The 23,581-nt window shown below is 36.5% G+C and carries 29 protein-coding genes; 10 read left to right on the forward strand and 19 right to left on the reverse strand.

All coding sequences use genetic code 11. The features are described 5' to 3' along the window. The first annotated feature begins 118 nt into the window (after positions 1–118). Positions 119–1,885 carry a DUF2207 domain-containing protein gene (locus tag MHH51_RS13125; protein ID WP_339282283.1) on the forward strand — a complete coding sequence of 589 codons (1,767 nt, stop codon included), beginning with the start codon at positions 119–121 and terminating at the stop codon, positions 1,883–1,885. 106 nt (positions 1,886–1,991) lie between these two features. Here MHH51_RS13125 and MHH51_RS13130 read toward each other — a convergent pair whose 3' ends face one another. Further along, positions 1,992–2,357 (reverse strand): hypothetical protein, encoded by a 366-nt coding sequence (locus tag MHH51_RS13130; protein WP_147210465.1) that lies wholly within the window; start codon positions 2,355–2,357, stop codon positions 1,992–1,994. Positions 2,358–2,417: 60 nt separating this feature from the next. Further along, positions 2,418–3,338 carry a YafY family protein gene (locus MHH51_RS13135; RefSeq protein ID WP_339282284.1) on the reverse strand — a complete coding sequence of 307 codons (921 nt, stop codon included), beginning with the start codon at positions 3,336–3,338 and terminating at the stop codon, positions 2,418–2,420. 241 nt (positions 3,339–3,579) lie between these two features. Here MHH51_RS13135 and MHH51_RS13140 point away from each other — a divergent pair, with 241 nt between their 5' ends. The 5 genes from MHH51_RS13140 to MHH51_RS13160 are packed head-to-tail and all read left to right on the forward strand — an operon-like array spanning position 3,580 to position 7,549. Continuing rightward, positions 3,580–4,326 (forward strand): ATP-binding cassette domain-containing protein, encoded by a 747-nt coding sequence (locus MHH51_RS13140; RefSeq protein ID WP_147210463.1) that lies wholly within the window; start codon positions 3,580–3,582, stop codon positions 4,324–4,326. After that, complete coding sequence (locus MHH51_RS13145; RefSeq protein WP_186813634.1) at positions 4,326–5,105, forward strand: ABC transporter permease subunit; 780 nt, start codon at positions 4,326–4,328, stop codon at positions 5,103–5,105. The genes MHH51_RS13140 and MHH51_RS13145 overlap by 1 nt, the downstream gene beginning before the upstream one ends. A 12-nt stretch (positions 5,106–5,117) precedes the next feature. Then, positions 5,118–5,831 (forward strand): hypothetical protein, encoded by a 714-nt coding sequence (locus MHH51_RS13150; protein ID WP_156987558.1) that lies wholly within the window; start codon positions 5,118–5,120, stop codon positions 5,829–5,831. Between the two features lie 9 nt (positions 5,832–5,840). Then, positions 5,841–6,530, forward strand: coding sequence for a response regulator transcription factor (locus tag MHH51_RS13155; RefSeq protein ID WP_339282285.1), 690 nt, complete (start codon positions 5,841–5,843; stop codon positions 6,528–6,530). Next, the gene (locus MHH51_RS13160) at positions 6,527–7,549 is read left to right on the forward strand and encodes a histidine kinase dimerization/phospho-acceptor domain-containing protein (RefSeq protein WP_147210460.1); all 1,023 of its coding nucleotides are present in this window, start codon (positions 6,527–6,529) and stop codon (positions 7,547–7,549) included. Before MHH51_RS13155 ends, MHH51_RS13160 begins: the two co-directional genes overlap by 4 nt. Positions 7,550–7,645: 96 nt before the next feature. Here MHH51_RS13160 and erm read toward each other — a convergent pair whose 3' ends face one another. Beyond that, positions 7,646–8,383: a 23S ribosomal RNA methyltransferase Erm gene (gene erm, locus MHH51_RS13165; RefSeq protein WP_147210459.1), complete on the reverse strand. Its 738-nt coding sequence runs from the start codon at positions 8,381–8,383 to the stop codon at positions 7,646–7,648. 259 nt (positions 8,384–8,642) lie between these two features. Then, entirely contained in the window at positions 8,643–9,398 is a 756-nt protein-coding gene (locus MHH51_RS13170; RefSeq protein ID WP_339282286.1) for a HAMP domain-containing sensor histidine kinase, read from the reverse strand. 39 nt (positions 9,399–9,437) lie between these two features. Between MHH51_RS13170 and MHH51_RS13175 the strand changes: the two genes are divergently transcribed. The 3 genes from MHH51_RS13175 (at position 9,438) to MHH51_RS13185 (ending at position 10,334) form a co-directional block, all read left to right on the forward strand. Beyond that, entirely contained in the window at positions 9,438–9,710 is a 273-nt protein-coding gene (locus MHH51_RS13175; RefSeq protein ID WP_339282287.1) for a hypothetical protein, read from the forward strand. Positions 9,711–9,718: 8 nt separating this feature from the next. Beyond that, positions 9,719–9,991, forward strand: a complete 273-nt coding sequence (locus MHH51_RS13180; RefSeq protein WP_147210456.1) for a hypothetical protein — start codon at positions 9,719–9,721, stop codon at positions 9,989–9,991. 88 nt (positions 9,992–10,079) lie between these two features. Continuing rightward, positions 10,080–10,334 carry a hypothetical protein gene (locus MHH51_RS13185; RefSeq protein WP_156987568.1) on the forward strand — a complete coding sequence of 85 codons (255 nt, stop codon included), beginning with the start codon at positions 10,080–10,082 and terminating at the stop codon, positions 10,332–10,334. Between the two features lie 98 nt (positions 10,335–10,432). On the opposite strand, the gene MHH51_RS13190 is transcribed toward MHH51_RS13185, so the two are convergent. From MHH51_RS13190 to MHH51_RS13245, 12 genes are all read right to left on the reverse strand, one after another. Beyond that, positions 10,433–11,470 carry a serine hydrolase domain-containing protein gene (locus tag MHH51_RS13190; RefSeq protein WP_339282288.1) on the reverse strand — a complete coding sequence of 346 codons (1,038 nt, stop codon included), beginning with the start codon at positions 11,468–11,470 and terminating at the stop codon, positions 10,433–10,435. Positions 11,471–11,627: 157 nt separating this feature from the next. After that, complete coding sequence (locus tag MHH51_RS13195; protein WP_339282289.1) at positions 11,628–12,398, reverse strand: NUDIX domain-containing protein; 771 nt, start codon at positions 12,396–12,398, stop codon at positions 11,628–11,630. Between the two features lie 76 nt (positions 12,399–12,474). Then, on the reverse strand, positions 12,475–13,107 hold the full coding sequence (locus MHH51_RS13200) for a response regulator transcription factor (RefSeq protein ID WP_339282290.1): 633 nt from the start codon (positions 13,105–13,107) through the stop codon (positions 12,475–12,477). Further along, complete coding sequence (locus tag MHH51_RS13205) at positions 13,100–14,152, reverse strand: sensor histidine kinase (RefSeq protein WP_339282291.1); 1,053 nt, start codon at positions 14,150–14,152, stop codon at positions 13,100–13,102. Before MHH51_RS13205 ends, MHH51_RS13200 begins: the two co-directional genes overlap by 8 nt. Next, on the reverse strand, positions 14,149–14,883 hold the full coding sequence (gene liaF / locus MHH51_RS13210; RefSeq protein WP_339282292.1) for a cell wall-active antibiotics response protein LiaF: 735 nt from the start codon (positions 14,881–14,883) through the stop codon (positions 14,149–14,151). Before liaF ends, MHH51_RS13205 begins: the two co-directional genes overlap by 4 nt. A gap of 106 nt (positions 14,884–14,989) precedes the next feature. Beyond that, positions 14,990–15,625 carry a PspA/IM30 family protein gene (locus tag MHH51_RS13215; protein ID WP_339282293.1) on the reverse strand — a complete coding sequence of 212 codons (636 nt, stop codon included), beginning with the start codon at positions 15,623–15,625 and terminating at the stop codon, positions 14,990–14,992. 24 nt (positions 15,626–15,649) lie between these two features. Further along, positions 15,650–16,003: a flagellar basal body rod protein gene (locus MHH51_RS13220; RefSeq protein ID WP_147210448.1), complete on the reverse strand. Its 354-nt coding sequence runs from the start codon at positions 16,001–16,003 to the stop codon at positions 15,650–15,652. A gap of 392 nt (positions 16,004–16,395) precedes the next feature. Then, positions 16,396–16,839 (reverse strand): GNAT family N-acetyltransferase, encoded by a 444-nt coding sequence (locus MHH51_RS13225; RefSeq protein ID WP_156987578.1) that lies wholly within the window; start codon positions 16,837–16,839, stop codon positions 16,396–16,398. Between the two features lie 35 nt (positions 16,840–16,874). Beyond that, the gene (locus MHH51_RS13230; protein WP_156987580.1) at positions 16,875–17,030 is read right to left on the reverse strand and encodes a hypothetical protein; all 156 of its coding nucleotides are present in this window, start codon (positions 17,028–17,030) and stop codon (positions 16,875–16,877) included. A 124-nt stretch (positions 17,031–17,154) separates the two neighbouring features. Beyond that, positions 17,155–18,312: a serine hydrolase gene (locus tag MHH51_RS13235; RefSeq protein WP_339282294.1), complete on the reverse strand. Its 1,158-nt coding sequence runs from the start codon at positions 18,310–18,312 to the stop codon at positions 17,155–17,157. Between the two features lie 19 nt (positions 18,313–18,331). Continuing rightward, complete coding sequence (locus tag MHH51_RS13240) at positions 18,332–19,198, reverse strand: ABC transporter permease (RefSeq protein ID WP_186813632.1); 867 nt, start codon at positions 19,196–19,198, stop codon at positions 18,332–18,334. Next, positions 19,191–20,123, reverse strand: a complete 933-nt coding sequence (locus MHH51_RS13245) for an ABC transporter ATP-binding protein (RefSeq protein ID WP_147210444.1) — start codon at positions 20,121–20,123, stop codon at positions 19,191–19,193. Before MHH51_RS13245 ends, MHH51_RS13240 begins: the two co-directional genes overlap by 8 nt. 356 nt (positions 20,124–20,479) lie before the next feature. Between MHH51_RS13245 and MHH51_RS13250 the strand changes: the two genes are divergently transcribed. Beyond that, on the forward strand, positions 20,480–20,620 hold the full coding sequence (locus MHH51_RS13250; RefSeq protein WP_156987584.1) for a hypothetical protein: 141 nt from the start codon (positions 20,480–20,482) through the stop codon (positions 20,618–20,620). Positions 20,621–20,728: 108 nt separating this feature from the next. On the opposite strand, the gene MHH51_RS13255 is transcribed toward MHH51_RS13250, so the two are convergent. From MHH51_RS13255 to MHH51_RS13265, 3 genes are all read right to left on the reverse strand, one after another. Then, positions 20,729–21,235 carry a DUF3189 family protein gene (locus MHH51_RS13255; protein WP_339282295.1) on the reverse strand — a complete coding sequence of 169 codons (507 nt, stop codon included), beginning with the start codon at positions 21,233–21,235 and terminating at the stop codon, positions 20,729–20,731. 211 nt (positions 21,236–21,446) lie between these two features. Beyond that, complete coding sequence (locus MHH51_RS13260) at positions 21,447–21,857, reverse strand: VOC family protein (RefSeq protein ID WP_147210442.1); 411 nt, start codon at positions 21,855–21,857, stop codon at positions 21,447–21,449. A 48-nt stretch (positions 21,858–21,905) separates the two neighbouring features. After that, a complete protein-coding gene (locus MHH51_RS13265) occupies positions 21,906–23,006 on the reverse strand; it encodes a CAP domain-containing protein (protein WP_339282296.1) in 1,101 nt (366 codons plus the stop codon). Positions 23,007–23,581 lie beyond the last annotated feature (575 nt).

Raw genomic sequence — 23,581 nt, forward strand, 5'->3', positions numbered from 1 at the left:
AAGAGTCCTCTCGCCTGTAGGATAGATTTACGATTAGCAGCTCTTAAAAAGGGGTATATAATGTATAATACATTATGAAAAATAACATTATAATGACGAAAGCGAGTGATAGACACAAATGAATAAGTGGACAAAAATACTTGTTGCCTTAACGATGATAATCACAATTAACATGGGACTTACACTCACGGCATTTGCGGAAAATCAGATGAACGATTTACATATTGAAATAGAACTGCTGGAAGATGGTTCAGGAGTTGTTACTGAACATCGTCAAATGAATATAGATAATGGTACGGAGTTTTTCATTAATATGACCAATCTTGAGGGATCAGAAGTATTGGATTTTTCAGTTGAAGGATTTACAGAGGAGCCTGATTGGGATTCCGATGCTTCCCGGGAAGAAAAGACTGGAAAATATGGAACAATATCTACCAATGATGGGGTTGAATTAGTTTGGGGGACTGGAGAGTACGGTGAAAATTCGTATACCATAACCTACACGCTTTCTAACCTTGTTCGTAATTTAGAGGATGGGCAGGGAATGCTTTGGAACTTTGACACCTTTTCAGATGTTCCTGCTCAAAATTTGACAGTTGAAATTTCAGGTTTTCAGCCGTTTACATCTGAAACGGTAAATTTCTGGGGCTTCGGTTTTGCCAATGACATGCAGCTTGAAGATGGTCGAATTGTATGGAAGTCAAATGATGAAGTCGATGGAGATGTGATTGTTTTGACACAATTTCCAGCTGATTTCTTTCAAGCACAGCAAACAGAGGACATGACGTTATCCGAACAGCAAGAAGAAGCAATGGACGGGTCTGCCTATAATACAAGTGACAATTCCAGGGCAGCTATTATCATCATTAGCGTAGTCGTTGGTTTTATACTATTAATCGGTACTGGAACCCTTCTAATTATCCTTAAAACCAACAAAGCAAAAAGAGAAGCCGGTGCAATGAAGCCACTGCATAAACGAATGGCAGAAAATAAAGGAAAAACGTATGCAGCCATACCTTTCGATGGAGAAGACTATGCAGGTTTAAGTGCCCTTCTAACTCAGATGCGACTGGGTTATTTTGAAGATATTTTCCAGGCTTATCTATTAAAATGGTCAGTGAATAAGAAAATCTCTATTGAAGCAGAAGAAAAAAGTAAGGTTTTCGGGAAAAAATATCGCTCGACCATTGCTATCAATGATTTTAAAAATGAACGTGATAAACATCCAACAACCTTTGGAGAACTAACGGATCAAATTGAGGGCGAAACATATGACGAATCATATGAAACTGGTCTATGGACGATGCTCTTAGATGTTGCTGACAGGAATGGTGTCGTTACAGAAAAAGCCATCCAAAAATGGAGTAAACAGTATGCAAAGGAAGTCAGTACGTTTGCTGATTATCTCAAGGACTATTCCGAAGCTTATTTAGAGCAGCAAGGGCTGTTTTCTTTTAAAGAAATTAAAGCAGCTGGATTTTTACAATCTATTATGGTACCAAGTGATGAGGGAGACAAACTGGCGGATCGTTTGATACAATTTAATAACTATTTAAGCGAAGCAGATATAAATCAATTTACGAACGTTTCCAATCCAATTTCATTAAAAGATATGATGCTATGGAGCGTTTTGCTCGGTAAAAGTGATAAAGCATCTAAAAAATTAGAGGCTTTAGTACCTGAAAACAGCTATGAAGAGGACTTGGTATACCTTAATTACTGGTATGGGACTGTCCACGCCCGTACAATCATGACTACAGGCTTAGCCAGCGGCGGCTTTCATTCCAGTACTTCATCTATTAGTGGGTCCAGCGGAAACGGCGGGATTACAAGCGTCAGCGGCGGTGGCGGAGCTGGTGGAGGCGGCGGCGGTGGGATCCGCTAGATAAAACCTCTTTAGTTCCCAGCTTTAAAAAATACTATATCAATTATCTAACATAAGAAAAGCTCAAAACTAATTTGAGCTTCTCTTATGTTGATTTTCTTTTAAGTTATGATTGCCCAATAAATTCCTTAAAAGACTGCGCATCAAAGAAAATAGAGGAAGCTGTCAGTTTACCAGCTTCATTAAAAGACAGGAATTCTCCAACATCTAACTGCTTTTCCGCTCCAGATGGAGACTGAAGTGTATAACGGTTTATAGCAGCAGCCTCATTTCCCTGAATAATCAACTGCTTTGTTTCCAATGCTGTACTTAACGAGAAAAATTGTCCTGCTCCTTTTAAATAGAAACCCTTCCCCTTCATAGCATCGGCAGTATCCAACACAACATAGGTTATGTCGTCAGAAACATAGCTTTCCCATCCCCCGTCATGAATCGATTGAAAATACGCTTTGACTAAATTCCCTGTAACCATAAAATTACCTCCTAAGATGATTGTGTTCATTACACAATCATCTTAGCAAAGGCAATATGACTACATATTGTCATATTGCCTGAGATTTTTTTGCAAAATCATTATTATTTTTGTCTTTAAAGAAGATGGACCGAGAATCTTTACATGATTCCCAAAACTGAGAAGAAGGTCAACCAGCTCCTGATCAATTATTCTTTCTGCTGTTACCAGCAAATTGTTTTCCTGCTCTGTGATTTCCTCTGCTTTAAAATAATCATATACCTTTGCAGAAACATCCAGTGAAAACATTAACCGGACAATTTCTTTTTCAACTGATTTTTTCGGATTAATCATTTGCTCCAGCTCTTGATAGTTCAGCTTTTTATGTAATGTCTCATCAAAATTCACTGCTGTCATTTCCAAATCCCGGATTCTGGATAGTTTAAAAAAACGCAGCGCTTCTTTTTCCAAACAAAAACCTAATAAGTACCAGGCATTCATTTTAAAGATCAAATGGTATGGAACCACTGTACGTTTGACTTGTTCCTTCTTTTTCGAAGTATAGTCAAATTCGACGATTCGTTGTTGGTGTAAAGCTGCGTCAATCCTGTCCAAATTATTTGTATCCAAATTCCAGGAATTAAAGTCAAAAAAGTAATCACTGCTGACCGGGTTGTCTGATTTATAAGAATCCATCTTTTTTTCAAGCATATCAACACTAGGATAATGAATCATTTGATTAATATTTCTGCTTATATTTTTAATAAATTTCTGCTCTTCTTCCGTAAATAAAGAAGCATTCATTTTGTATTTCTCCGCCAGAAAAAATCCGCCATTATTTCCCCTTTCCGAATAAATCGGAATACCGGCTAAAGTTAATGTATCGATATCTCTGTAAATAGTACGAACAGAAACTTGAAACTTCTCAGCTGTTTCTTTTGCTATGATTCTTTTTTGAGACAACAAAGCAATTAGAATATACATCAGTCTTTCTAATTTCATATAAGAGTTTCCTTTCTAATATATTTTGTTTTACTGTTTCTATTAAACAGTTTATATCATTTAAATATAGTTATAGCACATAGAACACCCTATCAAGTAATGCTGTCATTATACCATTATAATTTGAAAACTCCCTGCCTCTTTCCAAAAATCATACTTTATCAAAACTTTATGTAAACTATATTCTCAGCTTATTTTACTTTGCTACTATTTACAGTATCAAAAAGGAGATGAGCAAATAATGCAAGCAAATAAAAAAGAGTCCATTTTAGAAATTAGAAATCTAAACAAAAAAATTGACGGGCAAACCGTAATTGATGATATTCATTTTTCAATTCAAAAAGGTGATATCTATGGCTTTCTCGGACCAAATGGTGCAGGAAAAACAACAACATTAAGAATGATTACCCGTTTGATTTTCCCTCATTCCGGTGACATATTAATTGATGGACATTCCATCAGGAATAATTCCGTTTTAGCCCTTTCCAGAGTAGGAAGTATTATAGAAAACCCTGCTTTTTACCTCCATCTTACAGCAAGGCAAAATTTAACTCTGAGTGCTAAATTAGCTGCTGTCAAAGTGCCGAAAACAAGGATCAATGAAGTTCTATCCATTGTAGACCTGAAGGAAGCAAAAGATAACAAGGTGAAGACATTTTCTTTAGGGATGAAGCAGCGTCTTGGAATTGCTAATGCCCTATTGTGCTATCCCAGCTTAATTATATTGGATGAACCAACGAATGGTGTTGATCCAATGGGTCTTCGGGAAATGAAAGCATTAATTAAACGACTGGCAGAAAAAGAGAAGATTACATTTCTTATCTCCAGTCATATGCTTCGGGAAATGGAGGATTTATGTCATAAAGCAGCCTTTATTCAAAGCGGCAAGATTGTTGAAGAAGGAGATATTGCCGAATTATTAAACGTCTATCAAGTTACCAATTTAGAGGATTTATTTTTTGCATGTATAAAGGAGAATTTAACATAATGAAGAATATATGGGCACTGACCTCATTCGAGTTTAAACGTACACTGACTTCCAAAATGCTGCTTGTCTATACACTTATTTATGCTGCGATGTATGTTTTAACAGGTGTTATTTTTAAGGTTTACGGTGCAGGAAAAACAGTAGTTGCCGGTTATGGTCAATCATTTCCTGTGGAAATGCTCCAAGCTGGTATTACATTTACAGCTGTTTTTATTGCCATTTATGTTGGAGAGATATTAATACAGGAACGAAATAACGGGACAATCAAATTTGTTCTTTTACGTTCTGTTTCCAGATTTCAATATTATATTTCGAGAATTATATCTATCTTTTTATTTTCACTTCTATTAACAACTATCATCATTTTAATAGGTTATGTCGTTGGCCTCCTGTTCTTTGACTGGGGAGATACGTTTGTCTTTTATTCTGTAACTACGAGTGGCTGGCAGGGTATAAGAGTTACGGTTTTAGCCGGGTTAGCCTTTGCTTTTGCTTATTTTATTTTTGGTTTAATCGCTTTATTGGTTTCGCAGTTTATTCAGCGAATTGCTACTTTAGCTATGCTGATGGGATTGTCTACACTGGTCGGACAATATATCGTTATTTATGATCAAATAAAACAATATGTGATTTATGAACATTTATTATTTTTCCATATTAATCTATTTGAAAAGTCTATTTCCTACAGTGTCACAAGCTTTGGTGTACTCGTTGGTTATCTTATCGTACTTGGAACAGCAGGCTACTTTCTATTTAAAAAACAGGATTTATATGTATAAAGGAGGGTGTATATGATTCAACAATTAAAACATGACATATTTTATTTGTTTTATAATCGTAAATATCGGTTATTGATATTACTTACTATTTTATTAACAGCAGGTTTAAGCCTTTACACAGCGGTAAATGCGAATGCAGGAGAAGATATTCTCATTCAGGTGTTTGGAAGCTTCAGGCAAATGTATTGGATAATCTGTGCTTATTTAATTGCTGATTTGCTATCAACAGACTATCACTCGCAGACAATTAAAAACATTATCCCTAAATTATCCAGCCGTAATCATTATTATTTATCAAAAATAATCGTTGCGACATTATTAGGAATAGTTATCTTATTAATACACGTTGTAACGAGCTGGCTCACAATTGGTTCTCTTGCAGCAGGAATCGAATTAAATTATTTTAACATCTCCTATTTTTTATGTGGAGCTATCCTTTCTCTTCTTTTCTATTCCTCCATGTTGGCTTTTGTTATAGCTATTTCTAGAAAAGAAACCGTCACTATTGGCGTGGCATTAGGACTTATACTCTTGCAGGCGTTGATGGAAGGTCTTGATCCTGTGGTTTCAGCTCATTTTCCAACCATGTACGTCAGCACTTTACATGATCTTGTTTCAGCGAATCTATTAACAGGTATTATTTCGATTAGCTGTTATCTTATTTTCACTTTCTTATTGTTTATTGGTACGATAAAGATATTTAGTAAACAAGATTTATTTACTTAGGAGGTACCAATGGAGCTGAAAAAAATACTTGTAATAGAAGATGATGTAGATTTAGCTAAAATGATGGAAAATTATTTAAATAGAGAAAACTACGATGTGTTGATTTGCCAGCAAGGGGATCGAGCCCTGCATGTTGTCAAACAGTATCAACCTCATATGGTTTTACTAGATTTAATGTTACCAGGATTGGACGGGCTGGAGATATTAAAGCAAGTAAGAGCATTCTCTGTAGTACCTGTCATTATTATCAGTGCAAAAGAAACAGAGGTGGATCGAGTACTTGGGTTAAAAATTGGATCTGACGATTATATTACGAAGCCATTCTCGATTAAAGAACTCGTTGCAAGGGTGGAAGCATTATTCAGACGTTTTGAATATGCTTCTCTCCCCTCTGCTTCCAGTGAAATCATTGCATTTGATGATATTATTATTGACCTGTCTTCGAGAAATGTAACAAAGGGCGGAGCGCTTGTTAACCTGACTATGAAAGAATTTGATTTGCTCGTATTCTTAGCACAATCTCCTAATCAGGCTTTCCGCAAAGAACAACTCTATGACAACGTTTGGGGAATACATGAATATGGAGACATCAATACAGTTACGATTCATATACAAAAAATCAGAGAAAAGCTGGGGAACAGCAGCTACATCACTACTTTACGCGGAATAGGCTATCGTTTCGACGGTGAAATACAATGAAGCAGAGTATTGTAAAAGAACTTATTTGGATGTGTATCATCACTGCTTGTATACCGCTGCTGATTGCTTTTATGATGGCACAGTCTGATATTATCTTTATTATTATCCTGATAACAACCTTGCCTTTTTTTCTATTCTCTTTTTGGATGATTACCTACGTGAGAAAAAGAATGATTGCCCCTCTATCCATTTTAGCTGAGGAAGCTCAAAAAATTTCTCAAGGGAACTTATCACATCGAATCTCATACAAAAAAGAGGATGAATTTGGCCGTTTTATCTCTGCTTTTGATCAGATGAGAAATACATTACATCTGCAAGAGCAGCAGCAGCAATCCTTTGAAAAGGAACGTAAGCATTTTATCGACAGCATTTCCCATGATTTAAAAACACCGATTGCTTCGATTTCTGCTTATATTGAAGCATTACAGGATGGCATGGCAGAGGGTCCGGAAGAAGAACAGCTTTATTTACAAGTCATTCAAAAAAAGGTACATGTATTAAATGACCTTTCCAATCAATTAAGCCTAAGCTATGAAACACCGGACACCATTCATTTGGAAACACAATCAATCAATTGCTATGAATGGGCAGTGGACTGGCTGGAAAATATTCTTGTGGAGTGCCAGACAATGGGTATACATGCCCAATTAGAAAATCAACTTAACAGTAAGGATGCTTCCAATTTCTGCATCGATGTCTATCAGCTGGATCGAGCGCTGCAAAATATTCTTAACAATGCCTACCGATATGCGAAAGAATTTTTATCGGTTAAAACAAGTCTCGACGCTGCTTCTTTTAAAATATACATGGCAAATGATGGAGCCCGCCTTCATAACACACAGATCCATAGGATTTTTGAACGGTTTTATACGGAAGAACTGCACAATGCAGATGGTCATCTGGGTTTAGGGCTTTATATAACAGATACACTGGTCCAGGCGATGGATGGGAAAATAACGGCAGCTGTGAAAGATGGCCGGATATATTTTGAAATTACTTTTCCGATTGTAAGTATATAATTTGATTCAGCAATTTTAGTTCTATATAAAATAGAGAAAAGGTAAAGCATTCAATTTATTTTCTTCTAAATGCTTTACCTTATCATTATCTTTTCTTCAGTTCAAGAATAACTTATAGCTATGAAACATTGATAAGGCCTGCTCACCAGTTAAACAATTTATGTTTGTGACCCCGGTATGCTTCAATGTCTTTTTAAACTGATTTTTTGTAAACAGCTTATCATATTCCTTATTTACCAATTTATAAACAAAATATTGATACAAATCTCTATCACTAGAGTGAATTCCAGATTCTTTTCTTCTAAGTCTGATTAAAACAGAATCAACTTTCGGTTTTGGATGAAAATAATCTCTAGGAATTCTTCTTAAAACCTTTATATCAACTTCAGGAAATAGGAATAATCCTAAAGTCCTTCTATAATCTGTCAGCCGCTTCGCAAAACCTGCTTCTACAATCAGAAAACAGTATGCAGCAGCACTTTCAAATACAATCTTTTTTATTATTTTTGTACTTATATTGTAAGGTATATTTCCGAAAATTTTATACGGTTGATTTCCTTTTGAAAATCTATATTTTAATATATCTGCATGCACAACTTGAATGTTTTCAGAACGTTTGATAGACCTCTGCATCATAGATACAAGCTTCGTATCTATTTCAACAGCTGTGAGAAAATGACAGATCTTAACGAGCTCTCTGGTGAAGTGACCTTTCCCCGAACCAATCTCAATAACCGTATCATTTTTCCCAATGTTTGTTTGGGATAATATGTCATTAATATGCTTTTTCGACGTAATAAAATTTTGACTATCTTTTAGATTTATTTTGTTCATTATAACCCTCTATCCTATTGGTTATAACAAACTTTACCTATCGTTCATTATAACCATTTCGTATTTTTCTTGGTTTATAATGAACTTTTTTAACAACAGCAATGCTACAAATCCCCATGTCTACCCTCCTTTTAAATTTTAGAAGAGTAGACTGTTATCTACTACTGCGATAGATGCAATTCCCATTACGATAACCTCCAAATATAATATGACAGATTGATTATAACAGATGCGTGCATCTAAAAACAGCCTAGCTCTATCATTTAGCTGTTGGCAATACAATCTGTACAGCCAAACCTCCATACTGGCTCTGGTCAATAACGACTTCACCGCCATGCGAAGAAATAATCTGTTTTACAATCAGCACTCTCAGACCATGCCGAAACTCTCCAGAACGATTGCTCCTAAGCATATAGTGCGGGGAATTATTTAAATGTTGAATTTGTTCCTTCGTTGCACCTTTTCCATTGTCTTCTACTGAAATAACGCATTTACTCTCCGCTATTTTAATAGATATAAAAATGGTACATCCATCCTCATTATGATTCATGCAATTTTGAACCAGATTGCTGATCGTCCGTTTTAGTAAGGATTTATCTGCCACAATGATACAAGCGGATACCTCTTTATCAGCAATCCATTCTACCGGATATTTTCCATCCAAATCGATATTCATAAATTCTACTGCTACTTCCCGCACAACAGCAACCACATTTTCGTCCTTTAAATGAATCGGCTGCATATTATATTCCAATTTGGAAGCCAAGTTCAAATCATCAATTAACCGCTTCATTTTTTCACTTTGTTTTCTAATGACTGATATTTTTTTCCTGGATTCTTGATTCAGTGTATCTTCCTCTTCCAGTTGCCCGACATAGCCCATTACCATCGACAAAGGAGCCCATATATCATGCGAAACGCCGGCAATCCAATTCGATCGTGCTTCTTCCTTCCTTTTCAGCATCCGCTGTTGCGATTGTAAAATAGCAGCAGTTTGATTGATATTTGCCGCCAATTCAGATAAAGCGCCCTTCTTTTTCCTGGCGGCTAACCAATGCTTTCTGTATTCTGGATGTTGTCTATCTGCATTCAGACACCTATTTTTGTCACAGGACTCAGACTGGCTTCTGTCGTTCCATCTGTACTAATGATTAATACGAAACTTTGGTTTATTTATCCGATGTGCTACCCGTTTTACGTAATAACCGCCAAATACATTTCGACAGCTCAGGTCAGTCTCTTCCCATGGATACCTGCTGCAGTTGGAATTACAATCGTTTGTTTAGCCATTTCCTGTATCTTTTTTGGGAAAGCGGAAAAGAGGTAGGATTATAAATGAAAAATATTTTTATAAGCATTTGTACAATCATGCTGTTTATCCCCTGGACAATTCTAATTCTCAGGACAAATGATTGGGCACTTGAATCACCAACAGCTGAATTTATAATTTTATCCTATGCTGCATTTATGGTTTTCAGCGGCATATTCACGATATTTACCTATCTAAAAGTAGATAAGGAAGCCTTGATGAAAATCTGTCTGATAATCAATTGTCTATATGCTTTTACCGGGGCAGCAGCAATCTTTCTTATCGTTGCTCCTTCTTAGCGGATTCACATACACTAAGTTTAAAATTAGACATCTATGGGAAGAAACTTAGCATGAAGAATATACAATATGTATGGAGGCAGTACGAATGATTGTTGTTTTTATCATTATCATTTTGCTGAGTTTTTTTGTAAATAAAAGATTTACGAATAGAGATTCAAAACCAAAAATTCCTGTTCAGATCGGAATGGCAGCAGTTTCCATTGCTGCGACGATGCTTATTTTGTTTAATGATCATGCGGGGGATCAGGCTTTTAAATATATTGCTGTTGGTATAGGCATATTTTCTGCAATAGCGATTTTATCTGAAGCATTTATTACAAAAAGAGATTATAAACAGTAATTCTAAAGAATAAAAATAGCAATGGGATGATGTTGTTGCTATTTTTATTCTTTTCAAATAGAGTAATCTGACTGTTTTCTCTCATCATATAATGCTTTCTAAGAAAAAAGTGTCTTATATATTTCTCCTATGATGCCTTCCATTTGATGAACACCTAATTCTGCATTTGTCATGATCACTGCACCTTTTCCTGGATACGGATATGCTACGATCATACATTGAAAACCTACACCCCAGCCTAGAGATGCAATTTCCAGTTTTTCTTCCGAACCTTCCAAAAACACTCCTAACCCAGCCCAGTTTTTACCTTTTTGCGGAGTAATCATTTCTTTTGCTGCATTTTCCGATAGACCAATCTTACTTTTCCTTTTTACAGCATTCATTAATTCCAGTACTAATTTAGCTAAATCGAAAGATGTTGTCCATAATCCAGAAGCTGCCGGATAAGGATATATAGGGTATTTTTCATCTGTGAGTCCACCATTTCTGTTATGTCCGCAAGAAAAATTATCACTATCCAAATTCAAACTTGTCGTATCTAAATAACTGTTTTCCATTCCTAGCAGTTCAAATACTTGCTCATTCATAACCTGATGAAAGGCTTTTGCAGTAACATCTTCTATCAACTGCTGAATAATACAGAAGCCTGCATCTGAATAACGGAATTCACTTTCAGGTTCACGCTTTACTTTAATAGGAGCTCTACAATAAGGTGTTTCTCCTTCTAATACCGCAATTATAGAAGGGCTTCCTGCTTCCGGATCCAGTTCAGAAAAGCTGCCCTCAGGATCTATAATTCCAGATTGATGACTTAATAAATTTCTTAATGTTACTTTCTGATTTTCTGTAAATTCACTTTCCGGTACTTTCCACGAGATAAGGCTTTTATTTACGTCTTCATCTAAATAAAGAATTCCTTCATCTGCCAGTTTCATAGCAAGGATGCCCGTTAAGAACTTGCTGATGGAACAAGCATTAAAAATAGAATTATCATTTACTTTTCTATTGCTTTCAGCTTCCAATAAGCCTTTATTTATCGTTCTGCTGATTTGACCGTTCTCAAACAATGTAATACTCAACCCATTAACATGATAAAACTTCATCCGTTCTTCCAAGTCAATATTTTTTAACTCCAAATTGTTACCTCCTTCTTTTTAGGTTATTTTGAAATGTAATTGCCTATTGTCAGAATTAAACACACAAATATTCAGACAAATAATCTATATAGAGACTAAAGGAGATATACGTCTTATATAATAAGCATATATCCCCTTAGTTAAGTCTACAGCAGCTCTAATCAGAAAGTATAAGATTAGAAACAACTATTTTTGACCATGACTCCAACGCGTCAAAATGTTGTTTCAACTCCTCTTTTGTCATCCATATCCCCGTAAGCTCTTCTTCCTCTGATTGAATATCTTTACTATTTAATTCTATTTCATAAATAATCCCCAGATGATCACTATCGACACCATCATTCGATTTAATTATACCTTTCATTTCCAGCTTTTTAACCTTTTCTGCTTTTATTCCGGCTTCTTCTTCCAACTCACGCCAAAGTCCATTTTCGATAGAACTTTGAATATCTCCGGGTACTGCATCAATTTCCCCGACGTGTCCCCCCAGAAGTCCTTTTCTTCCGGCAAGTCTGCTTTCTCCGACACCTGCACCGCGTAAAATAAAGAAGTATTCCTCTTCATATCTTACAGCGACGTATGGGATCGGATGTCTTTGATTCGGGTGGTATTCCAATAAACTGCGTTCTTCTATTTCATAGTCTATTAACGGCAGGTTCTTTACTTTACTGAAGCCCCATGGAATACTGTCTAAATCAGCTTCTTTAAAATATAATATTTTTTCCGCTGTACTTGGCTTTTTCTTTTGTAAAATTTCCGATTTAAACTTATTTAAATACTCCCATTCATCTGATTCAACAGGATACTGCGACCGTTCAGCTAATATTTCTTCCAGACTTTTTTCTTTGAGAAAGTCTTCATCGTTTTTTAGAAATTGGACTGCTTCATTCTTTTTATTAGAAGAATACATCATTTCTTTATTTGTCATAACATCACCTTTTTCCTGAAACTATAGTTCACTTTTCATTTATTTAAAGAAGCTGAAGATACTCGCTCCAAAAATACTATTCTACCAGCTTATTTTGAAAAGCATAAATTACCGCCTGTGTACGATCGTGCACCTCCAATTTTCCTAGGATATTGCTGACATGCACCTTCACTGTTTTTAATGCGATAAACAACTCATCGGCAATTTCCTGATTCGATTTCCCTTTTGCCATTAATAATAATATTTCCTTTTCTCTCCCTGTTAATTGCTCATGTAAAACGGTCTCCTGCTTTGTCCGCATACGATTCATAATTTTCCCGGTAACTTCTGGTTCCAGTATTGATTGTCCTTCGTATGTAGCACGAATTGCTTTGGCAATTTCGCCGGCTTTTGATGTTTTCAGCATATAGCTGGTTGCTCCCGCTTCTAGTGCCGGATATACCTTCTCATCATCTAAAAAGCTGGTAACGATAATAATCTTTGCTTCCGGCCAGGATTCAATAATTTTCTTTGTGGCTTCAATTCCATCCATTTCTTTCATCACAAGATCCATTAAAATAATATCCGGGCGAAGCTCTAATGCCAGGTCAATAGCACGTGAGCCATCATCTGCTTCTGCAACTACATCAATATCCGGCTGTGATGACAGATATGCGGATACGCCGATTCGTACCATTTCATGATCATCAACAAATAAAACTTTAATCATCAGGGTTATGCTCCTTTCTTAAAATAGGGACTTTTACTTCCAAACGCGTGCCTTCATTCGGCAGACTGATAATTTTCAAAGTACCGCCAACCTCATAAGCACGTTCACGCATATTCTGCATTCCATAAGAACTTGTTTTAACAGCTTCTGTCTCGAACCCAACTCCATCGTCAACCACGCGCATAATAATATTTTCATCTCGTTCCAGTAATAATATCTGAAGATTTTCAGCCTTCGCATGACGCAGCGTGTTGGAGATAGATTCCTGAAAGATACGGAATAGCTGGTCTTCTACCCCTTTATCAACTTGAAATGCCTCTATTTTTGCATTGATTTCTAAAGGTACTTTTTGTGTCAATTCTCTTAAAAGCCCCTCTACGCCCTCCTGCAATGTCTTCCCCTTTAAGTCAACCGGCCGTAAGTGCAGAAGAAGTGCACGCATTTCCAATTGTGATTGATGGATCATTTTTTCCACCATATTTAACTGCTTATTTAATGTTTCATCCTCAGCTGATCCTGCCTCATTAATTGCTGACATCAGCATGGAAGCTGCAAAAAGCTGCTGACTCACGGAATCATGCAGTTCCCGGGCTAAACGGTTTCTTTCTTGTACAACTACTTCCTGCAAACTCTGTTCCCTCTCGTTTGCTCTTTCTGTAGCAATCTTTTGCGCATGCTCCGTTTGTGCACGCAACTTCTCCTGAACCTGATTCATTCGCGCAGAGATCGGTTCCAGTTCTTTTGGTATTTCTTCTGTATCAGGAGGTCTTTCTCCTTTAATAATGCCTGTAAGCATTTTTTCAATTTTTTTCAAATTCCCCTTCCAATACCAGCCTATAATTGCACCGACTATGGAACCGAAGATAATCACAAAAGCCAGAACCGTCAGAAGGAAGGAAACACCTCCAATTTGCCCTTCCCAAAGTGCGCTCCAACCCGCTGACTCATTTACAGAGAAAGTAACAAAGGTCGTTAAAACTGCAGCAATAGCCAGAACAAAACTGCAGGCAATAGACAAGAGAACAAAACGGATAATCGTATTCATATGCGTTTCACCTCAATGTCTCCGGAAAATAAAGATGTGACAATCTTTACTCTTTGATGAGCCGTATTATAATTTTTTGTTTCATAATGAAGTGACTTGTTCATTAGCCGGCCATGGTATTCTCCAAAAATAGATGCCCTGCCAAATATAGAACTATGATGAATACTGACCTCTACTTCATAAGGAACGTAAATCTCAATATTGCCTACAAGATGCCGGATAGAGATAATCGCCGTATCGTAAGGCAGCACTGTATTACTTAAATCAATAACACGATCACCATAAATGCCATGCATATTGACATCTTTCCATTGATAAGCTGTTTCCTCAGTCCGAAAATCATCAAAAAAGCGTTCATCAAATAAATTATCAACCTGAACAAGAGGTTCTTCATTTTTCAAACTTGCTTTATTCGGAAGCTCCGGTTTTTCTTTACTGGGTTCTTTCGTTGATTTGATATAATTTAAAATAAAGAAAACAATGGCAACGATAATTAAAAATCGAACCGCCAATAAATTAAAAACGTTCAGAATGAAGGATATTGCAGCAATTGCGAACACAATCTTCCAGCCCAGTGAATGCAATCTTTTCCAGCTGAAGTAAACAAAGAAGCCGGAAATTAACGCTGATATCAGTGAACCGCCGTGGAAAAAGACGATTTCAAAAACAAGAAGAATGGCGACGGTAATCCATATCCAGTTTAAATTTCTCGTGCTGAGCTGTTTATACATCCTTCCATTCTCCTTTCATTATTATGTAAAATATACAAGGCGCAAGAACAACCTGCGCCAGTATAAGTATATCATGATTTTCTAATTCACCCTACAAATTCTGAGTTTATTCATTTTCCTTTTCTTCTAATTTCTTTTCGATTGCTGCAATTTTATTATCAAATGTGCTCTGATAGTATGAGCTGTTTACTCGGTATTCAAGATTTTCAATATATTGTTCCATTTCTTCAAATTTGGAGAAAGGTTTTTCTGGTGACTCTTCCACTACCCGATTAATTTGATGATTCGCTTTTGCGATATTTTCACGTCCCATCAGTTCCATACGGCGCAGGTGCATATCCTTTAAGCGGTGCTTCATCTCTTCGTATTTCTGCTCCAGATTTTCAAGCTCAGTAATAGCTACTTCTCTGGATGCTTTCATACGATCTGCACGGTTTTGATATTCTTCATGCTCTTTTAGAGCAAATTCATGCATTTCCTCTTCCTGAGCACGATCTGCGATTTGTGCTTGATTTAAGCGTTTATCCGCAAGTTCCTGTGCTTTCATATACTCACGTGCAAACTCTTCTTTTAATTTAAATTGGCGGTCAATCAGCTTTCTTACTTTTTCTTTTTCCTGTTCACTTTGGCGTAAATAATGATTAAGCGCAGCAATTGGATTCTTTTGCTCCTTTCTATCCATCATTGTGTGTAAATCTGCTGAAATCGTATCCTTCATTCGAGTGAAAATATTTGTTGACATAATCAATCTCTCCTTTTATGATTTTTATTTGTTTAACTCCGCCCACTGTTTTTCAAAATTCGTAAATGGGTCATCATCTTCTTTTATTTCGTGGACAACAGAGCTTTCCGGCGTGTTCCAATTTTTATAGATAAGGTAAAGCGCATATGCTGCTGCAACACCTAAAACGGCATAGATGTTAGAGAATGTGATGCTCAATACGATCAATCCTGCAATCACCCATCCGATTTTTGCAGCAGTTGAATCTGTGCCCATAAATTTTTTAAAGCATATATACAGTAACCATATGCTTAATGCAAGCAATATCATCGGGCCAAGGTTTGCCAGAAGTATCAGCACTGCGACAAGTCCTCCGATAAATAACATGAATTTTTTCATTCCGTTTTCCTCCTTTCGTTATTGTATCTTCATCTTACCGTGGGACTGTTTTTTGTGTAATGAGCCTGAGAAATATCTTTATCTAAGTCTTAGGGTCTATGCGCCTCTAAACCTCCGCAGCAATACTTTTCCAATAGAGAAAAAACATCTGCTAAATTCAAAAATGGAATGGTACCTCTTGCTGAGATACCATTCCATTTCTATTCTAGCTATTCGATTTTAAATGTAACAAAAGTTCTTTTTGCCTTTAATCCTTTCGTTAAGGCCGGCACAATACTGTGTATGAATCCCCCCTAAAATTTAAATTTATTTTTGAGTAGAGAGCCTCCTAGACTTTAATGTTAGAGAATAACATTAAAGTCATTTAGTTTACATAATATAATTATGGTCATCTATAAATGCTTCTCCATAATAATTTCTCCTTCCGAATCATGCTGCCCTGTCCGGACAAAGCCATGCCTTTTATATAATTGTTCAGCTGGATTGTTTCCCGGAACAAAGCTTAAACGTATGATTTGCACATCATAATGCTCTATAATGTATTTTTCAATTAATGGGATAAACTGATTTGCATAACCTTGCCCCTGAAAACGACGATCAATCATAAAACGATCAAACCAAATGCTTCTTTTTTCATCAAAATAAAATCCAGTCATGGCATACCCAACCGGTTGATTGTCATCATACAAGCCAAGCGATGTTGTAAGCTGTTCAATAAAGCTTTCTGCTAAACAAAATGATACGCTTTCCATAAAATCTTTTTGATTTTCAGTTACTTCTAATGCAGCAATTTCTCTCCAATTTCCCTTATTTACTTCTTCTATATAAATTGACACTGCTTTCCACCGCTTTTCTTAGTTTAGTGATACATTTAAAAATAATGTTGAATTATTTTTACCCAGCCACTAATAGAAAGGATTAATATTATCAGTAAAAATAAACCGGCACTTAAAATTCTCGGGATAGAGAACCAATACGCTGCTATTTTCAAGGAAGTCTTTTCTTCCTTATTTTTATCATCTTTCATTTTTTCATCCTCTCAAGCAACTGTCCCCTGCTCTTTTCTTGAAACAGATCTTTTTAGAATACAGCTTATAAATCAAAATCCCCTTAATACGATGCAAGGTACCGGCGTCAGGGGAATTATATAATTATTCAGCTAATAATTCTCTAACTTTCTCACGAAAATCTTCCTCATTTACTAATTTATCCGTCAAAGCCTGCACCTGCATAGCTGCGACCTCCAGCTCAGAAAGGTTAAGATCATTTGTAAATAAAATCATCTCTAAACGGTTGCCTGCCCCGTCTTCTGCATATACAGCCTGATTTAATACAAAAGCAGTGCTCCCGCCTTTTTGTGCCGCGCGTTCAATTGCTTCATTTTCTAATTTCAGGCTAAAGATAGCATCCAATTCTTCATAAAAAGCATCGGAGTAATGCTCTTTTTTATTCAGCATAGTCATGATTTTATGGTAATCTTCAGCTGTTGCGTGGGTCAATCGATCAGACCAGACCTTTTGAATCGGCATATCCAATAGTGCAACAGCTTTTTCTTTTTCCTCTTCACTTAACGGTTCCTCTTGCCATTCTTCAAAAAGATCGACAGCTATCTGGCGGTATGCATCATCATCTAAATCACGTAATGCTGCTTCTAATTCGTCTTTTTCTAAATTGTTCTCTTCCAATACTCTTTCCGGAATTGCAATGCTTGCTGTTAACGGATAGATCGGATCATGGTTATTTAAATCTAACTCCTCAACCCGATTATTTACTTCCTCCAGCCCCAATCGTTCTATTAAATAATCAGTATTTGCATTAGAGCTGAAATCCATCATTCCTTGTGCAATTTGTTCGAGGGAAACCTCTCCTGCTTCGTTGCTCAAGGTATTTTTCCAGGCGTCATGTGCTCCGCCATCTGTATTAGCAAAATAATACTTATCTACTTCTTCCATAGATACCTTTTCCGAAGGGTCGATTTTCCCTTCCTCCGCTTGACTGGCGAATTCAATCGCAATAATTATTTTGACAACACTGGCAAGCGGCAGGGCTAGATTGGTATTCATTTCTGCTATTGGTTCATCGTTCCATGTAGCTAAAAAAGCAATCCGGTCAGAGTCTTTATTTTCTTTTATAAATTCCATAAAAAGCCCTGTTGCAGGATCCAGATTTTCTTTATTATCCTTTTCTTCCAGATCCTCTTCTTGCTCCGTATCATTTTGATTATCTTCTTGTTCTCCCTCATTCTCATTAGAGCAAGCTCCTAAGAGAAGCAAAAGAAATACAAACAATAAAGTAGAAGATTTCTTCACAATGCCTCTTCCTTTCCAATTAATTTCCAGCTACATCTCTTTTTTTGAAAGTGAGCCATCCTACTATCATAAATATAATGTAATAAACGATAAGAACAGCAATAGAAAACCCAATAGTTGTTCCTTCAATTAAAGGCGCCCCCGCAAAAATACTTTGGAGATCGAGATGTGCCGTTAACAGATATTTTGCAATTTCATAGCGGCTTACCAGCATGGTAATAATAGGTGCAGCAATGAAAATCACAATACTTGCTGCAATCGCCATGGCGCTGCCTTTGAATAAAATTGCAATCATGAAGGACAAGGTTGCCACTATAATTAACGGAACAAGACTAAATAGTATATTTTTACCGATAGAAGTAATGATAGAAACTTCGGTATAACCAGACCCCATGTTATCTACAATGATTGGATTCCAAGCATCAACACCAAAAAAGATAAGCCCAATAATCATGGATAGAATAATGGTGTATAGAATTAATACAACTGCAAAGAGTAAAACAGTAATATATTTGGATGTTAATACGGTTCCCCTTCCTGCCGGGCGAATAAGTAACAATTTAATCGTTCCCCATTTATACTCATTCGAGATAATTTTAGCTGCTGCGACAATGATAAAAATAGTAATAAAACTGATAAGCGAGATATTATCAGCCACGAAAGCCCACATATCATAAGCTGGAATCTCTACCCCAACAGACTGATAAGCTTGAACCAGTTCACTTTGAAAGGTTGCGTCAATAATCATACTCTGGTTAGCTACAAAGTTTGTAATGATAGCCCCGCCAACCAGAAGAACCGCAATAATGATATACATAGCCCACGTAGATTTATAATGATGCAGTTTAATAAATTCGTTTTTTATAAGCTGACTCAGATTACTCAATGACATTCTCTCCAATCAAATCGAAAAATTTGTCTTCTAACGTGCCTTTTGCAGCCTGAACTTCATATACATTGATATTATTATTTAATAATTCTTTGAGTACAGCTGGTATTTGTTCACGTTTCATCGCTGTTTTTAAGATTGTTTCATCTGCTGTCTCTACAAATAAAGATTCATCCAGACTATCCAGATGCGCTTTCGCAGTCTCCGCATTGCTAACGGAGATAATATATTCTGATATATCACTATCCTCAATCTTTCTGTTCTTTTCTACATCCTCTACAGCGATTAATGATCCATTTTTAATAACTCCAATGCGATCACACATCAGCTCAATTTCAGATAATAAATGACTGGAAACAATGACACTGACATTTTCTTTTTCCGCCAAGGTACGGATATATTGGCGAATCTCCTTCATTCCTGAGGGATCAAGACCATTTGTGGGCTCATCCAAAATGAGAATCGATGGTTTATGTAACAAAGCCTGTGCAATTCCCAACCGCTGCCGCATTCCAAGAGAATATCCGCCAACTCTATCATTGATTACCTTCTTCAAACCGACTAATTGGACTACCTCTTCTATCCTTTCTTTTGTTGTGCCTGGAACCATTCTTGCAAACTGCTCCAGATTTTTTCTTCCTGTTAAAAAAGGATACATCTCCGGGTTCTCAACAATCGCTCCAACCTCTCTGATCGCTTCACTATAATCTGTTTGAATACTTTTGCCAACAATACGGATGTCGCCTTCTGTAATTTTCATTAAACCAACCATCATCCGGATGGTGGTGGTTTTACCAGCCCCGTTCGGCCCGACAAAGCCAAAGACCTCGCCCTGTTTTATTTGGAAGCTGACATCTTTAATAATTTCTTTATTCTTGATACGCTTGCTGACATTTTTTAATTCCAATGCAATTTCAGTCAATTCTAGTCCTCCCCGTTCAACTTATTCTTCTTAATCAAGTTATACGAAATGATTGAAAAAAAGTTTCAAATTCATTTGTATTTTTTAAGTAATTCGTTTATGAATCTGCAGTCTCCATTAAAAAATGTGTTAGCTCCTATTAAGTTTGTCTAATCCCTTTTTTCTTACTAACGTATATTGAATGGGAAAGGGGGGATAAGCTATGTGCGGTCATCACTCATCAGAAGGAAGACGTAAAGACCCTTGTTGCAACACAAGTCGTCCAGGCGCCGACTATCGTCGTAAAAATCATAAACAGGATTGCTGTCATAACAGTCACCAAAATCACCAAAATCGCAACAGATGTGAAAACAGACATGAAGACTGTTGTCACAGCAGAAATAATCACAGAAACGAACACCATCACAGATGTCGTGAATCGAATCGTTGTGATAATAGGCAAAGGAATAGTAACAGAAGGAAATTCTGTTTTTGTTGTAACAGCTTCTACTAATTAAAGCTTGCAGACAGGTCACCCTCATCTTTTGAAAAACACATCAGGCTATCAGGTATTTTATTCTGATAGCCTGATGTGACCTATAGAAAACTTTTTCTCCTAAATAAAATCAATGAAATTTTTTATTTTCCAATACAATAACTTTGGCAGTCATAGAATGACCCGCCTGCTTTGTTTCCTCAACTAACCGGTTAATCTTTACACAGCATTGCTTTGCACCGGCAACCAATAAAGGTTCTCCTAAAAAATTGATATTCAATCCTCTGGATAAGAAGCCTCCCACTGACATCACAAATGGTACAGTAGGAGAAGTATTGGAAATAATAATCTTTTCATTCATCGAAGTTCTTTCATATAACAAAGCTGCTAAGTCTTTTATAGCTGGCACAACATATTTATTATTTCTTCTTCCTATGGTGTATACTGCATTTCCCTCGTCATCCATACCATGGAAAATCAGTTTACCTAAATCATGCTTTGTTAATTTATTGAAGTATCTGACATGAAGTATTTCTTCCTTTGTCAGCTTTCGATTCGTTGGAAGTTTATTTAAATGATAGGCTGCTGCAAGTGAAGTGGTATGTGTACCTCCGTAGTCGTTATATATATAAATCAAAATAATTTCCTCCTCTAAAAAGTTTCCTTTTGATACCTTCTGAACGTATATCACCTGCTCCTTGAAATAACCCCAATCCATTAAAATTTCTAATCAAGATTTATTATTATCCAAAAAATATAAAGCAATGCACCCAGGCATATCATTTACTAAAAAAGGATAAACAACACATATATGTATTGTTTATCCTTAAAACTTTATATAAAATTGATTACTCTTTCGTAAAATTCAAATCCCAAACAATCCCGAATTTATCTTTGACTTTTGCATATTTTGCTCCCCAAAATGTATCCTGAAGCTTCATTAATACTTTGCTTTCCTGATGCAGGTTATCATATACCTTCTGAATACTTGCTTCACTTTCAAATTCGAGCACCAACGAAATATGATTCCCCGTTTCAACAGGCTGACCGGGAAAAGTATCTGAGAGCATAAAGAATAATGCATCCTTTTTAAATTGTGCATGAATAATTCTGTTTTCCGCTTCAGGAGGAGTTGGATAGTCCGCTTCACCAAACGTTTGTATCGCCAGGATTTCCCCATCGAAAACTTTCTGGTAGTAATTTAAAGCTTCTTTGGCATTTCCGTTAAATGTGAGGTAAGGTGTTGCCTGTTTTTTCATTAAATCACTCCTTTTCATTAGATTACCCGATAATCTTTCTTCCGTTAGTTACTGAAGAAAGTTCTCTGTATAAAACGGCTGGTCACTTTCATTAAAATCAACGCCGATTCCTAAATGACTAAAGCTTTCGTGTAAAATATTTTCCCGGTGTCCAAGAGAATTCAATAGACCCTGATGGGCAAAAATACTGCTGAACTGGCCATAAGCGAGGTTCTCACCCGCGCTTAAGAAAGAAATGCCATCTGCCTTCATCCGGTCAAAAGGAGATTGTCCTTCTAAATTCGTATGACTGAAAAATTGATTGACAGCCATATCAGTACTATGCTTTCTTGCTGTTTCTCTTACATCTTCATCCCATTCTAAAATAGACAGATCCTGTTTCACGCGTGTAGCGTTGGTTAAATCAAATAACTGGTATTCCAGCCCTTCTTTCAGTGCCTCACTGCCGGGAGTATAAAGCGTGCTCTTCGCAGCTTCTAAATCTTCATCTATGATTTGAATGGCAGTTACTTCATCCAATTCATGCAGATCATAAAACATGGTTACGTAAGTACCATCCATATGATAAACATCATATTCGCCTTCACTCTCTATTTTATAATTAAACCAGCCGTTGCGGATCATTTCTTCCGGCTCACCTAATATCTCGTTTACTGATGACTTGGAATCACCAAGCGCAATATCGTGCTTAGATGACAGTAAATCCTGGTTGGTAAAGAGTCCACGGACTACATCCTGTTCATCGTAAGCAACCATCATAAAGTTTTGATAGTTTTCATGATAAGTGGACCACTCTACCCCATATTCATTTTCACTTTTCCGTTCAGGTTCTCCATACGTCTCTTCAACCTGATCTCTTGTATCTCCAATTTCTACATTGCCCACGGAAAAAGATTGCTCCTCGGGTGTAGTGAGCTCCGGTGTTTCCACTTGCTCATACTCTCTATTTGTTTCTGAACCTGTGATGGAATTAAAAAATGAAGCAGCTTGATCTGATACCTGCCGAAAGTAAAAATCATTATCTACCGCATCATTAATAAAATCACCTGCAGAGGAAAATGTATCACTTACAGCATCAGGAATTATATTACGGACTGGATCTTCCCATAATGGTTTTGTCCAAATGGCTAACAGTATAATTAACAGCAAAAAAAATAATCGCTTAAAAATAGCTATCCCAACCTTTTTAATCTCTTTGATGCAACAAAAGGATTACAACTGATATTTTATTATTTACTGAATCAGTCTTTATTAATCCTTGAAATTAGCAGTCTGCCTGCTGACGTATATTAAATTATACTATGTTCAAATTGCTTTCAACAAATCTGAACATTTTTCATAGTAATGCTCTTGAGAACAAAAGCGCAGAGCGCCTGCTTAAAAACGTAGAGATTGGAGCGGCGCAACTGAGATAAAGAAAACGCGGTGAAGTTGACGAACCGATGTTGACTTTCGCCCACAGGGCATAAGTGCGACGTGAAGTCTCTAAAGTTTGGCGCTCGGAGCTGGACACGGCTGCTTTTCTATAAATAGTTATCCACAAGGCAATTATTCTATAATTTCCTGGTGTATGAAATAATGATTTCAAACACAAAAAGTCCCTTTGACTATGCTACGATTGAAATACTTAACCAAGTTTACTCAATCACCCACCCGACAAGGAGGAAATAGTCAATGAGATACTTTAATGGAAACAAGGTTTTAGAAAAAGTCAATTCGCAAAA

Origin of the sequence: Oceanobacillus sp. FSL K6-3682 (assembly GCF_037976165.1) — a bacterium.
GTDB lineage: Bacteria > Bacillota > Bacilli > Bacillales > Amphibacillaceae > Oceanobacillus > Oceanobacillus sojae.